General features: G+C 47.7%; 18 protein-coding genes and 1 riboswitch. All 18 genes read right to left on the reverse strand.

Features of this window, described 5'->3' with window-relative positions:
* Positions 1-3 precede the first annotated feature (3 nt).
* The 18 genes from ureC to ACSNJE_RS07640 all read right to left on the reverse strand — a co-directional run bounded on the left by ureC (position 4) and on the right by ACSNJE_RS07640 (position 12,608).
* Entirely contained in the window at positions 4-1,722 is a 1,719-nt protein-coding gene (gene ureC / locus ACSNJE_RS07555; protein ID WP_495252361.1) for an urease subunit alpha, read from the reverse strand.
* A gap of 20 nt (positions 1,723-1,742) precedes the next feature.
* A complete protein-coding gene (gene ureB, locus ACSNJE_RS07560; RefSeq protein WP_474773718.1) occupies positions 1,743-2,135 on the reverse strand; it encodes an urease subunit beta in 393 nt (130 codons plus the stop codon).
* Between the two features lie 10 nt (positions 2,136-2,145).
* On the reverse strand, positions 2,146-2,448 hold the full coding sequence (ureA, locus tag ACSNJE_RS07565) for an urease subunit gamma (RefSeq protein ID WP_013119499.1): 303 nt from the start codon (positions 2,446-2,448) through the stop codon (positions 2,146-2,148).
* 144 nt (positions 2,449-2,592) lie between these two features.
* Positions 2,593-3,051, reverse strand: coding sequence for a pyruvoyl-dependent arginine decarboxylase (locus ACSNJE_RS07570; protein WP_495252362.1), 459 nt, complete (start codon positions 3,049-3,051; stop codon positions 2,593-2,595).
* Between the two features lie 178 nt (positions 3,052-3,229).
* Entirely contained in the window at positions 3,230-4,333 is a 1,104-nt protein-coding gene (locus ACSNJE_RS07575; RefSeq protein ID WP_495252363.1) for an agmatinase family protein, read from the reverse strand.
* A gap of 28 nt (positions 4,334-4,361) precedes the next feature.
* The gene (locus ACSNJE_RS07580; protein WP_495252364.1) at positions 4,362-5,195 is read right to left on the reverse strand and encodes an ABC transporter ATP-binding protein; all 834 of its coding nucleotides are present in this window, start codon (positions 5,193-5,195) and stop codon (positions 4,362-4,364) included.
* 1 nt (position 5,196) lies between these two features.
* Complete coding sequence (locus ACSNJE_RS07585) at positions 5,197-6,000, reverse strand: ABC transporter permease (protein ID WP_495252365.1); 804 nt, start codon at positions 5,998-6,000, stop codon at positions 5,197-5,199.
* A 42-nt stretch (positions 6,001-6,042) separates the two neighbouring features.
* Positions 6,043-7,083: an ABC transporter substrate-binding protein gene (locus tag ACSNJE_RS07590; protein WP_495252366.1), complete on the reverse strand. Its 1,041-nt coding sequence runs from the start codon at positions 7,081-7,083 to the stop codon at positions 6,043-6,045.
* 395 nt (positions 7,084-7,478) lie between these two features.
* A riboswitch (guanidine-I (ykkC/yxkD leader) is annotated at positions 7,479-7,573 on the reverse strand.
* A 139-nt stretch (positions 7,574-7,712) separates the two neighbouring features.
* Positions 7,713-7,886: a hypothetical protein gene (locus ACSNJE_RS07595; RefSeq protein WP_474773714.1), complete on the reverse strand. Its 174-nt coding sequence runs from the start codon at positions 7,884-7,886 to the stop codon at positions 7,713-7,715.
* Between the two features lie 45 nt (positions 7,887-7,931).
* Positions 7,932-8,165, reverse strand: a complete 234-nt coding sequence (locus ACSNJE_RS07600; RefSeq protein ID WP_474773713.1) for a hypothetical protein — start codon at positions 8,163-8,165, stop codon at positions 7,932-7,934.
* A gap of 113 nt (positions 8,166-8,278) precedes the next feature.
* Positions 8,279-8,635, reverse strand: coding sequence for a nucleotidyltransferase family protein (locus ACSNJE_RS07605; RefSeq protein WP_495252367.1), 357 nt, complete (start codon positions 8,633-8,635; stop codon positions 8,279-8,281).
* Positions 8,632-9,030, reverse strand: coding sequence for a nucleotidyltransferase substrate binding protein (locus ACSNJE_RS07610; RefSeq protein ID WP_495252368.1), 399 nt, complete (start codon positions 9,028-9,030; stop codon positions 8,632-8,634). The genes ACSNJE_RS07605 and ACSNJE_RS07610 overlap by 4 nt, the downstream gene beginning before the upstream one ends.
* A gap of 82 nt (positions 9,031-9,112) precedes the next feature.
* On the reverse strand, positions 9,113-9,259 hold the full coding sequence (locus ACSNJE_RS07615) for a hypothetical protein (RefSeq protein ID WP_495252369.1): 147 nt from the start codon (positions 9,257-9,259) through the stop codon (positions 9,113-9,115).
* Positions 9,247-9,597 carry a hypothetical protein gene (locus ACSNJE_RS07620; protein ID WP_495252370.1) on the reverse strand — a complete coding sequence of 117 codons (351 nt, stop codon included), beginning with the start codon at positions 9,595-9,597 and terminating at the stop codon, positions 9,247-9,249. The genes ACSNJE_RS07615 and ACSNJE_RS07620 overlap by 13 nt, the downstream gene beginning before the upstream one ends.
* Positions 9,598-9,807: 210 nt before the next feature.
* Positions 9,808-10,233, reverse strand: a complete 426-nt coding sequence (locus ACSNJE_RS07625; protein WP_495252371.1) for a DUF4194 domain-containing protein — start codon at positions 10,231-10,233, stop codon at positions 9,808-9,810.
* Positions 10,223-11,638: a Wadjet anti-phage system protein JetA family protein gene (locus ACSNJE_RS07630; RefSeq protein ID WP_495252372.1), complete on the reverse strand. Its 1,416-nt coding sequence runs from the start codon at positions 11,636-11,638 to the stop codon at positions 10,223-10,225. Before ACSNJE_RS07630 ends, ACSNJE_RS07625 begins: the two co-directional genes overlap by 11 nt.
* A 210-nt stretch (positions 11,639-11,848) precedes the next feature.
* Positions 11,849-12,208, reverse strand: a complete 360-nt coding sequence (gene mntA, locus ACSNJE_RS07635; RefSeq protein WP_052218544.1) for a type VII toxin-antitoxin system MntA family adenylyltransferase antitoxin — start codon at positions 12,206-12,208, stop codon at positions 11,849-11,851.
* A gap of 64 nt (positions 12,209-12,272) precedes the next feature.
* A complete protein-coding gene (locus tag ACSNJE_RS07640; protein WP_495252373.1) occupies positions 12,273-12,608 on the reverse strand; it encodes an SWIM zinc finger family protein in 336 nt (111 codons plus the stop codon).
* Between the last annotated feature and the right edge of the window lie 43 nt (positions 12,609-12,651).

The following is a 12,651-nucleotide window of genomic DNA, read 5'->3' on the forward strand; positions in this document are numbered from 1 at the left end:
AGATTAAAACAGAAAGTATCTCTGGGCAAGCGGCAGTTCCTTCGCCGGCTCGCAGGTTAAAAGCTCCCCGTTGACCCTTACTTCATAGGTTTCCGGGTCAACGGTAATATCCGGCAGCGCATCGTTGTGGAGCATCTGCTTTTTAGATATGCTCCGGCAGTTCTTCACCGGCACAACCTCTTTTTCCAAGCCCAGCAGAGATTTAACACCATGGACAAAAGCGTATTCCGATACAAAGGTCAAACAGGTCCGGAACTTTGCTTTGCCCAGGGCACCGAACATAGGCCTGGAAAAGACGGGCTGCGGCGTAGGGATAGAGGCATTGGCATCGCCCATCTGGCTGTAGGCTATCATACCGCCCTTGATCACTATTTCCGGCTTTACGCCGAAAAACTTGGGCTGCCACAGGACAATGTCAGCCAGTTTCCCGGTTTCAATAGAACCCACATACCTGCTGATCCCGTGAGTAACGGCCGGATTGATGGTGTATTTGGCAATATAACGCTTGGCCCGGAAATTATCATTCCTGCTGCTATCTTCAGGTAAAGGCCCGCGCTGTTTTTTCATCTTGTCCGCTGTCTGCCAGGTCCGGATAATAACCTCACCTACCCGGCCCATAGCCTGAGAATCAGAGCTGAACATACTGAAAACGCCCAGGTCATGAAGAATGTCTTCGGCGGCAATGGTTTCGGCCCTTATCCGCGAATCTGCAAAGGCAACATCCTCAGGTACTTTGCTGTCCAGGTGATGGCAGACCATCAGCATATCCAGGTGCTCGTCGACAGTGTTAATTGTAAAAGGGCGCGTAGGGTTTGTGGATGAAGGCAATACGTTGGGTTCGGCGGCAATCCTGATGATATCGGGGGCATGGCCGCCACCCGCGCCTTCAGTATGGTAAGTGTGAATGGTCCGCCCGTTGATTGCGGCAATTGTATCTTCCACAAACCCGGCTTCGTTCAGGGTGTCGGTATGGATGGCTACCTGTACATCGTATTCATCGGCAACACGCAGGCACTTGTCAATGGCTGCAGGTGTGGACCCCCAGTCTTCATGAAGTTTTAAGCCCATAGCCCCGGACATAACCTGTTCGATCAAAGGGGCTGCAAAAGAACAGTTGCCTTTGCCCAGAAAACCCATGTTCACCGGAAACTCTTCCGCGGCTTCCAGCATCTTATGAATATTCCAGGCTCCCGGGGTGCAGGTAGTGGCATTGGTCCCTGTTGCCGGACCTGTGCCCCCGCCAATCATGGTTGTGATTCCGGAGGCAATGGCCGTTTCTACCTGCTGCGGGGAAATAAAGTGAATGTGGGTATCTATCCCACCGGGTGTTACAATCATCCCTTCCCCGGCAATAACTTCCGTAGCTGCCCCCACAACCATACCGGGGTCAACCCCGTCCATCAGGTTAGGGTTCCCAGCCTTGCCTATACCGACAATTCTTCCGTCACGGATACCGATATCGGCCTTAACAATACCCCAGTAGTCGAGGATCAGTGCATTAGTGATGACCAGGTCCAAAACCCCCTCTTCCCTGGTGGCGTTCGGGGACTGGCCCATCCCGTCCCGCAGCACCTTACCCCCGCCGAATTTGCACTCGTCTCCGTAAACCGTAAAATCGCGTTCAACTTCAATGATAATATCAGTATCGGCCAAGCGCACCCTGTCTCCCACCGTAGGTCCAAACATATCGGCATACTCCCGGCGCGTCATTTTCAAACTCATTATTTTCTCACCTCTTCAAGCTACTTTTTGCCAAGGCAGGGTTTTTGCGCACCCTTAAATTTCCCTCTAACCGCCTTTTCAATGGCGCAGTTCGCTGTCGCCGCGGAACGGACCGCCCCCTCAGTCAGGCCGTTAAGCCCGTAGACTGTTTTTTTACCGCCAATTTCTACCAGTGTAACATCCTTTTCTTCTCCGGGTTCAAACCTCACGGCAGTCCCCGCCGGAATGTTGAGCCGCATCCCCAGAGCTTTGGCCCTGTCAAATTCCAGAAACTTATTCACCTCAAAGAAATGAAAATGTGAACCTACCTGTACCGGCCTGTCACCCGTATTGGCAACGGTAATCTGCACCGTTTTCCTGCCCTTGTTTGCTTCAATCTCACCTTCACCCAAAATATACTCTCCCGGTATCATAGATCCTCACCTACCTTATCGGATTATGTACTGTTACCAGTTTTGTGCCGTCAGGAAAAGTAGCTTCCACCTGTATTTCATGAATCATTTCACTGACGCCTGGCATAACGTCTTCGCTGGTTAAAATCTGGGCGCCATACTGCATAAGTTCGGCAACGGTTCTGCCGTCCCTGGCCCCTTCCTGAATAGCCGATGTAATAATTGCCACCGCCTCGGGGTAGTTCAGCTTGAGTCCCCTTGCTTTCCGCTCCCAGGCCAGTTGGGCAGCCAAGTAAACCAACAGTTTTTCCTGCTCACGGGGAGTCAAACGCATAACTGCCACCTCTTTCTTTATGCCTTTTTTCAAGAATTCTAATAAGGTCAGGTAACAGGTAATTTTCAAATATATTGATAAAATATTACCTGTTACCTGATTAATCATATATACAAAATCTTTACATCCATTTAGTATGTTCGCTCAATACCAAAGGGGTATAGCAGCAAGACAGCAGCCAATCTTCTCAACCCGGTGCTCTACAGCCGCTACTTTGATCTCTTTCAGAGGCTTCCGGCGCGTTTCAAAACCCTCCCGCACCATAGCGGCAACAGTTTCTTCGGCTTCGGCTTTACTGCACTTGCCGGAAAATTCCATGATTACACCGAAGCTTTCTTCTGAAATACCTACGGCTACCGCCGCGGATATCAGCTCCCCAGGCACATCGCTAACAATAAATCCATAGGCCGTTGGCACAAGTGACCCGGGCGGGATGACCAGATCGTTATCCAGTTCAGCGGTAGGCGGCAAGATACTGCTAACTCTGATCAAATTAAGGTTGCCGATTCTTGCATTTAACAAAGCGTTATCAAAAGCTGTAAGCCTGCTCCTGCCTTCCGCAGAAGCAGCGGTAAGAAAATACTTCTTAGGTGTCGGTAACATTGCTCAACCTCCTACTTCAATGATTAATAAAGAGAATCTAGCCCGGCCGCCAGAGAAATATACCTGTTTATATTTTGAGCATACGTTGCAGTAACAACGAACCGCATGCTAATCAGAGTGCTGATGATGAAAGGTTTGCCCGCTTAAGCGGGCAAACCTTCCAAATCTAATCAATAATTTACTTTTTGGGAAGTTTGCCATTAGCCACCATAGTAGCGAGTACATCAAGCATGGCCCTCACACCCAACTGGGCTGTAATATCACTAATATCATACGGTGGTGAAACCTCCACCACTTCCATGGCACAAATTCCTTCCTTGGCTACCAGTTGAAGCAGTTTCAATGCTTCTCGCGGTAGGAATCCACCCGGCTCCGGCCACCCGGTCCCAGGAACAAAACCAGCATCAACACAATCAATGTCAAAACTCAAATAAACCGCTTTAGCCCCTTTCCAGGCCACCTCGAGGGCTATTTCGGCCACTTTTTCGATACCTATCTTTTCACAATCGGCCACAGAAATTATAGTTGTTCCCCTCTCGCGAGCAACTTTCACACCGTCGCGCGGCACCTGCCAACCGCCAATGCCGATCTGGACCAGGTTAACAGCCGGGGCATTGGGAATATTGGTTGCATGAAACCACGGGCAGGTATGCATCCTCTCGTCCATATCCTTTTCCTGGGTATCGGCATGCCTGTCCAGGTGGATAATCCCTATGTTGCCGTCAATATGCGGGGCAATACCCCTTACACAAGGATAACCGATGGAATGGTCTCCACCCATTATCATGGGCATGGCACCACTGGCAAAAACGTGGGACACTGCCTTGGAAATCTGGTCAAAGCTTTTTTCGTTATTGGCGTTAATCGTAAAGACATCACCTACATCACACATCTTCAGGGACTCACGGAGGTCAACACCCATCTCAAAATAGTACGGTGTATATAAGGCCGAAATCCGCCTCATAGCTTGGGGGCCAAACCTGGTGCCCGACCGGTAAGTTGTGCCGCAGTCATGAGGCACGCCCATGAAGGCCACGTCATATTCACCCACCTTGCGGACGTCTTCCAGGTACGGTACCTTGAGCAATGTGTTGATTCCCGCGAAGTGCGGCAATTCACCGCGAGAGAAGCAGCTTATATTCCTGTCTTGTATGCTGTCAGCGGCCTCCAGCCCGTATTCCAGACTTCGCCGGATTTCCTCTTTACACTTGGTATCAGGTATTTTCGCCTCGGCATTGGCTGCCTGTATCCCTTCGAAATGTTCCTTATGAAAAAATCCCATTTTACATTTCCCCTTTCTGTATTGGTTGCTAGTTTTTGATCAGGGCAACAATTTTTCTCTTCAGATTGATAAATGCTTTGGTATCTTTAATATCATTGTTTCTCTGTTCGGGCAGATCGATCTTAAATTCTGCCACGATGCGGCCAGGGCCGCTCTGCATCACATATACCCTCTGGCTGAGGAAAATTGCTTCCTCTATATCATGAGTGATAAAAACCACTGTAGACCTTTCCTGTCTCCAGATAGCAAGCAGTAATTCCTGCATGGTCGCCTTGGTTTGCGGGTCAAGGGCCCCAAAGGGTTCGTCCATCAGAAGCACACTCGGGTTGTTAGCCAGTGCCCTGGCAATGGCAACCCGCTGTTTCATCCCTCCTGATAACTCCTTCGGGTAGCTGTTGGCAAACCGTTCCAGACCAATCAGGTTCAGGTATTTTTTCACTATTTCCCGGCGCCTGATTTCCGGTACACCGTTAAGCTTCAGGCCAAAAGCGATATTGTCAGCTACCGTAAGCCAGGGGAAAAGGGTATAAGCCTGAAATACCATACCCCTGTCGGCACCCGGTCCCCGAACCTCATCACCTTCCACCCAGATCTTACCCTGGGTAGGCATTTCAAGTCCGGCCAACATTTTCAAAAGAGTGGATTTGCCACACCCGGAAGGTCCCACAATACTGATAAATTCATTTTCCCTGATTTCCAGGAATATGTTCTCCAGTGCAGTGAAGCTCTTGTTTTTTGAGGTATACACCTTACTGACTTCCCTGACGGCTATTTTGGGTGGAATATATGTTTCCTCTTCCATTCCGGGTGGCCCACATACCTCGTAATCTCTTACCTCCTTAGCCTTTACAGCCATTGTCATTTTAACTACCTCCTTCCGCCCATGGGAATAACTTCTTATTGGCAAAAGCAAACAACCTGTCCGTCAACAGTCCCAGGATACCGATTACCAGAATGCCTACAAAGATAACATCAGTCTTCAAAAAACGTTGGGCTTTCAAAATACTGTATCCGAGGCCGGAATTAGCTGCAACCAGTTCCGCAACCACCAGGTAAGTCCATGCCCATCCAATCATTAACCTTAAAGTGTCCATAAGGTTTGGCATCATTGCCGGTATTAGCACTTTTGTTATCACCTGGAACCTGGTCGCCCCCAGGGTATAAGAGGCGCTGAGTAAATCCTCCGGCACAAGCCTGATATTATCAGCTACCATTAAAACCATCTGAAAGAAGGTACCTATGAAAATAACCAGGATTTTTGCTCCTTCCCCTATACCGGCCCAGACCATGACCAGAGGGATAAAAGCAGTAGCCGGCATATAACGGATAAATTCGGTCAGGGGTTGAATAGCAGCTTCGGCAAACTTAAAGGTTCCGGCCAGTATCCCCAACGGGATTCCTATAACCGCTGCCAGCAGGAATCCCATAGTAACCCGGTAAACACTGATCCCAATATCTGACCAGAGGTTCGGGCTCTGCAGCATCTGGACGAATACCGCCAGTACCCTGGACGGAGTGGGTAAAAAAGTACTATTGACATATTCCCCATAGCTCAGCAGTGCCCAGATAAATAACAGCCCAACAAATGACAACAGCGCTCCCGTCATATACCATGACCTGCCGACATCAGCCCTGATTCGAGTCAAACTCCCATTTGCTTTTTTCATTTGCCTCACCTTCTCACGGGGTAAATCCAAAGGTTTCCCCTGCTATTTTTCTTTCCTTTCCCGGGCAATTGCCTGGATAAAAGAATCATCCAATATTTTTTCCACATCGGGGATAGTGTCCAACATGTTTTTGCTTTTCAGGAATTTTGCTGTCTTTAAACCTGTGTATCCGAGGTATTCCATACTTTCGGCCTTGGTAAAAGCCTTAATATTGTCTTCCAGTGTAAATATCTTGACACTCTGGACGGATTGTTTGTAATCCTCGGGCGAGGTGTCAGCTCTTTTAGCCATTATTTGAATTGCCTCTTCGGGATTTTGCTTCCACCACTCCATGGCATCAAACCAGGCCATCAGAATTTTTTTGACATCCTCCGGACGCTCCTTAATAGTCTTCTCATTAAATACCAGCAGGTCCGGAATCAGTCCCGGGGTATCCTTGGAAGAGAATATGATTTTTCCCTTGCCTTCTTTTACCGCTTTAGTCAAAAACGGTTCCCATAAGACCGCTGCGTCAAGATTACCAGCGATGAAAGCCGGGCCGGCATCATTCACCGTCATGTTGGTATACTGTACATCGCTTTCTTGAAGCCCGTACTTATCGAGACCTGTAATCAGCAGCAGGTGATCGATAGTACCCAATTCAGTGGCAACTTTTTTGCCTTTCAAATCTGCCATGGTTTTATACTGGGGTTTGGCCACTACGCCATCGCCGCCAAAGGAGTTATCATTGACAAGAACTACTTTGAGGGGCAGTCCCTTAGAAACAGGCGCCAGGGTATCGCTTAAAGTCTGGCTGTTGGCATCCACCTGTCCTGTGGCCAGAGCCTGTAGTGAATCACTGTATACAGGGAACCATTTCAGTTCCACATTAACACCGTATTTTTTAAAGAAACCCTTTTCCTCTACCAGGTACCATGGGATCCAGCCGGGCCAGGGGCTCAATGCTATTCTAATTGGTTGTTTAGAACCATCCGCCTCCCCGGCGCCACCTGCAGCTTTTTCTTTAGCCTGTCCGCATCCAGCCAGCAGCGAAACAGCAATTAACAAAACCATTCCCAACGCTAACCATTTTTTCAATTTCATTTAATACACCTCCGGTTTTCATTTAATACACCTCTGGTTTAATACACTGACATACTTTTTTCTGTCAAATTCGGGTCGCAGGTTAATTCTTACCACCCCCTGTCCTGGCAAGTCACACCAGCGTCATTTCTACTCCCGGGAACTCTTTTGGTAAATAAAAAAGAGCCTTTTTACCCACAATATACAATGGATAAAGAAGGCTCCTTCGCCAATTTAAGCTTCCATGCATTCAGTACTTTAAAGCGCCTATGCCTAAGAGTACATTATTAAATCAGAAAATACAAAAGCCTTTTCCGACAACAGTTCCGATGCCGGAAAAGGCTTCTCTGCCTGTGTTTCGTGCCACATCGCACATAATTTGTAAAACAAAAAGCCCAAGGGTAACATAAGGTGTTACCTCCCGGGCTTTTATCCCTCCGTGTACGGTTCAAATAAACCGCTGTCTTCTCTCGGACCAGACCCTTACGGCGGAACCCTAGAAGACAAAAAACCATATTCATGTATGCACATAAGTCGGCGTCACCTTATGTTGCATTTATAATATCAAGAAATAATAAGCTTGTCAATAGGAATTTCTGATTTGCCGGCTCCCTTTTTTAGGGACCCGGAATTTGTTATCGGATTACTTCCTATCTTTCCGGTAGTAACTCCGGAGTCTTCTTTTGAGCTGCTTCCGCTATTTCTTCATTCAGTTTTTCCGTCAGTTGCACACCTGAGGGTACACCGTAATCAGGGATATTGGTTTTCCCGATATATTTTCCGTGATCATAATTCTTTTTTTCTTTTTGTTCCCTGTCCTTCAAACAAAAACACTCCTTAAAAGTATTGGGCCCTAACCCGCTCACACCCTATTCCGTATTTACGGGAGCCGCAATATCATTGTTTAAACCTCCAATGGGGGTATCCATTACCTCAGAAACGCTCTTTTCTCTTGCAGCTTTCGCTATTCCTTCATCAAGGGCTATTCCCTGCAAATCTCCCATTTGCTGAATCATATCGGTGGCCTCGGTGATGCCGGGCATATATGTCTCATTTTTCTGGCTACCTTTATGCTTGGTAGTAGCAGGCGCTTTCCGAACCATTGGCTATCACCCCTCCTTTCGTTTCCCTTTCTAATATGTCTCCCTTTACGGTTTTTCATTAATAAAATAACAGGGCATTCTACACTTCCGGATAAATAGTTGGGTTATTATATTCAACATCGGTGGAAAGTATCTTTATATTCATATGTCCTTTGCCTTCTTTGATATTTATCCATTCCTGCACGGTATATCTCCACACCCTGCTCCTCAATCCTTTGACGTAGCTTTTCATCCACAGCGCTGTTCATGTCTATAACATCGATTTTATATATTCCCGCCGCCTCATCCAAGTCCAGCCATAGCCCGGCGGACAGTTTTCCCTCACAGTAAACAGCCAGGTCGATGTCGGAGTTGTATTTATAATCTCCCCGGGCGCGTGAGCCGAAGATAACCGCCCTGGTTACGTTTTCCCGCTTTTGTAATTCGCTAACAATAGCATTCAGGATACGTTCCGGCAGCCCAAAATTCATTGGACCACCTCCGACATCTTGACATCAAGGGCAGCAAACTGTTTAAAATATTTCTCTCTGACCTTATTATAAATCTCTTTTGCCCTTTCTTCGTTGTATGTATGAGCAGCCAGACTTCGGTCATTGATCATTTCGATCCAAACATCCCCATCAAAAATCAGTCCTGCCGCAAAAGCTTCCTTAAAGGCTGCCCGCGGTGAGTTGACGGCCACTATCCCCTCATATTCAAAATAAGCCTTCATCAATTTCCAGGCCAGTTCATAAGTAAATTCAAACCTCTTGATTGCAGCATCATACACAAACTGATCCGGTTCTTTTGTTGTCAAGGCTTCCTCGAGCCGCGCCAAAGCTTGCTTATACTTTTCCAGTTTTTCGACTATTCGTTCCTTGGTCATGTTTCCCGCTCCTTTCAATAATCGGGCTGAGGGCTGCTCAGACACACGAAGTCCAAGATTCAGCCACTCCCAATCGGCGCAACTATGACTCATGCTTGATCACCATGGCGCTCACAGCTTCAATTATACGTCGGTCCTCTGACCTTAACATTTTCAGTTCATCTATCTCTTTACCCTGACTTGCTACAGTACCTTTAAGGTAGTTTAAATCTTCACTTATCTGCAACAATTGGGCAGTATTTTCTTCTGTGCGGTGCTCCAGGGCCGTAATAAATCAGTATGTTCCTGAAGAGTAGCTTTCATAACACCAATGTCAGATTTCACTTCAGCCATTTCCGACTTGAGCATGCCTACATCTTCCTTCAGCATGCCTACGTCTTCCTTCAGCGTGCTTACTTCCGACTTAAGCGTACTTACATCTTCCCTGAGCGTACTTACATCCGACTTAAGTGTGCTAACATCCGACTTAATGCCGTTGATATCAGTTTTTACCTCACCTATAGCCTGTTTAACCACAGTTTCCACTTTCTCCAAAAAACTGTCCAAAATCTGCCGGTCAATATTCATCTACCGTACCTCCACAACACAGAAAACACAGATATATTGACAACGGTGCACCGGTCGTCTGAAAATATAATACCATGAAGTGGAAACAAAATCAAGAACATATGTTCGCTCGGTAAACCTTTATGAATCCCTTGCAGAGTATTCAGCAGCAGTTCCAGTTTCTTGGGTTCACGGGGTAATCGGGATGGATATTTCAACTTGCCGCCCATCTCAGCCAGGCAATCCTTCACAAAAGCGCTTGCCCACGGTATACTCAGATTCAGACCGTACAGTGGTCACCACATCACGGCGCAGGGTCAGTTTCTCGCTTTCCTCCAGGTAGATAAGGCGCAACACTAACAGAAAATAGGTCTCGTATTTATTCAGCCTGTATCGGTTGGTCCCATAGCGGTTGCAAAGAGCCGCCACGCCCAGTTGGGGATCCGGGGTCAGGTCCCATCCCGCCAGGTCTAGATATCCCTTAAAAATGGAATAATACCGTTCAAGAAACCTGAAGTCCCGGTCTATAACCACAGCTTTCTCCCTTGGGTCAACCCGCTCCCGGAGCAGGAAGGTGCGGGCCAGGAGACGGTTGACCAGGCGCGTAAACTGCTCCTTATCCCTGTCATTTAGTCTCTGGTAGTCGTCAATCCACATGCTTTTCTCCACCTTTTTTCTCAATGGTCAGGTCCGGGATCCGGAAACCGTTAACCACCAGGTACCCTTCCTCAAAGGTTATCCGGTAAGGTACCCCCTTTTCGTCTGCTTTGATAACCCCCAGAATCAGCTTGATGAAGTCCTCGGTGACCTCCAGTTCCAATTGATGGGCCCTTACCCGGTCCTGTCCGTTCAGGAGACTTTTCATGAAATCCATAACTTTTTTGTGGGTCAAGCTGTCCCGAACCCGTTTTTTGATCTGGTCAAACTCGGCCTCAAATTCCCCGGGGTCCGAGCGGTTACCCCTCTCCAGGGGTTCCGGCCGTGTAAACACCCGTTTTTTGGGCTCACGGTAAAGAGAATTACTGTCTACCCAGTGTTGTTCAAACAAGTTCACCGACAACCACAAATCACTTAGGATATTATCAGGCACTTCACGGTTGATTTTGGGCAGGGCCTTGATAATTTCAATAAGCTGTCCTTTGGTATCCCGGTTGGTATTTAACAGATACTGGGTACGTTCTACCGAGGCTCTGGTATAACTGGCATTTTTGCGGTCTATTTCTTTGAGGAGCCGGTCCATTTTTTCGTACTGGTCAATGATAAATGTTATCATCCTGACGGTTTCATCACGGGCAGCCGGCGCATCGGCAAACCGCCCCTTGCGGACCAGTTGTGCAGTAATTTTTTCAATAAGCTCCCCGTCAACCAGCCACTGGCGTAAAATCGAGAGAATCCTGGTGCGGAACCGGGGCACGCTGTCAAAGGTTTTGAGCGGGTGATATATCTTATCGGAGATTAACACCTGGTAGCGGTCAAAATGCTCCCGCAATACCTCTCTAACCTCCTCCTGTTCCTGGAGAGCAAGGTAATAGCTGCCCATGTTGTTGAGCAGGCTTTTCAGGCTGTCCACCAGGCGGTCGGTTAAGCTGTAGGCGGCCATCAGCGCCTCCGCCACGTAGTCTCCTCTTTCCTCCTGGGCTTTGCTCAGATTGGAATAGGTGGAATATACCAGGGAATTGTATTCTTTGGGCCTGTCCTCGCTGATTTCATAAAGTACCTGCAGGATTTTCACGCTGTAGTCGGGCACCGCTATATATTCATCAACGGAATGAACCAGCGGGTCCAGCTCAATCCACCCGGTGGCCAGGAGCCGGCGGACAAGCCAGTGGGCCCGGCCGGACAGGGAGTAATCATCCAGCTCTTCGCCTTCCTCCGCAGCCAGTTCAAACATGCGGTTTTCCAGAGTGGCGATAAGCATGTTGACCAGCTCTTCTTTTTTGATCATAAATTCCTGCTTGTAACACCTGTAAACGACAAACAGGGCCTCCACGTATATCTCCCTGTTGGGAGAGGCCAGCAGGGAAAAAAAGTGAGGATTGCGAATAATCTTAAACAACTGCATGGTTTACCCCCGGTTCATCTTTGTTATTGTATACTTCGACATTTTACGGCCGAATCCTGTATAACGTTTTGCAGATAAAGCGCCGGTTCAAACCCCGCGTGGAAATAAAAACATTGGCACTATCAACCTCAAAAGAAGAAAGAGCCGTCTAGGCTCTATCCTGCAAAAACCTCCGCGTGAGCTATGGTTGCTCCGTCTGTTTTTTCCTTATCAACCATCGGTATAAGCCTCCTTGAGGGCTTTATCATACTCCCGGTAAAAATAATGCAGGTCTATGGCATAATCCTGGTAGAGGTCCATGACTTTTTCCATGTAATCACAGGTAGTTATATAATCCCGCTCGTAAATGATTTTCCCCTCCGAAATTGCCCGGAACTGCAAGTTAAGAGGGGCCTTGTTCAGATTGACCAGATCAACCCGGTCGGTGCCGAGAATTTCGGAAAGGCGGCTTAAAAATGCCGCTTCCTCCGCAATACCAAGTTTTTTGTCAAACAAAACAGCAAAGTCTATGTCGCTTAAGGCAGTCTGATATTCTGTGCCGTATGAAAGCCTCCCTGATTTTACCCCCATTCTATCAGTGAGTTGCCTTTATGTCAATGTCTGGAAATTGTCGAAGCTATCATGTACTTATATCTCAAATATTGCCCTCCATTGGGATAATTAAGCCATTTTTCCGAAGGTTACGCTGGAAGGCTATCAATACTGCCACAATATGTTTGCAAATACCGTCATAACCGGCAAAAGCGGGGCAGTCACACCAACAACTGTATAAGTCGCCCTCCGGAGATAATTTAATTTCCACATCATAGAGCTCTTTCCCCAGAACCGTCGCATAAACCGCCGGCTCTTCCGCGTCAAACCGCAGGTCTTTCACCCTGTTTTCTACATAGTAAGTGTGCCCACGCAGATACACCGACGAACTGCGGGCATAATTCCTTATTTCGCTGTCAGTCAGGGACATGTTCTTCATTCCAGAATTCCTCCCAGCCTTTGATAAATAAGATTGGCAGTTG

The organism is Thermincola sp. GK-1, assembly GCF_059412445.1.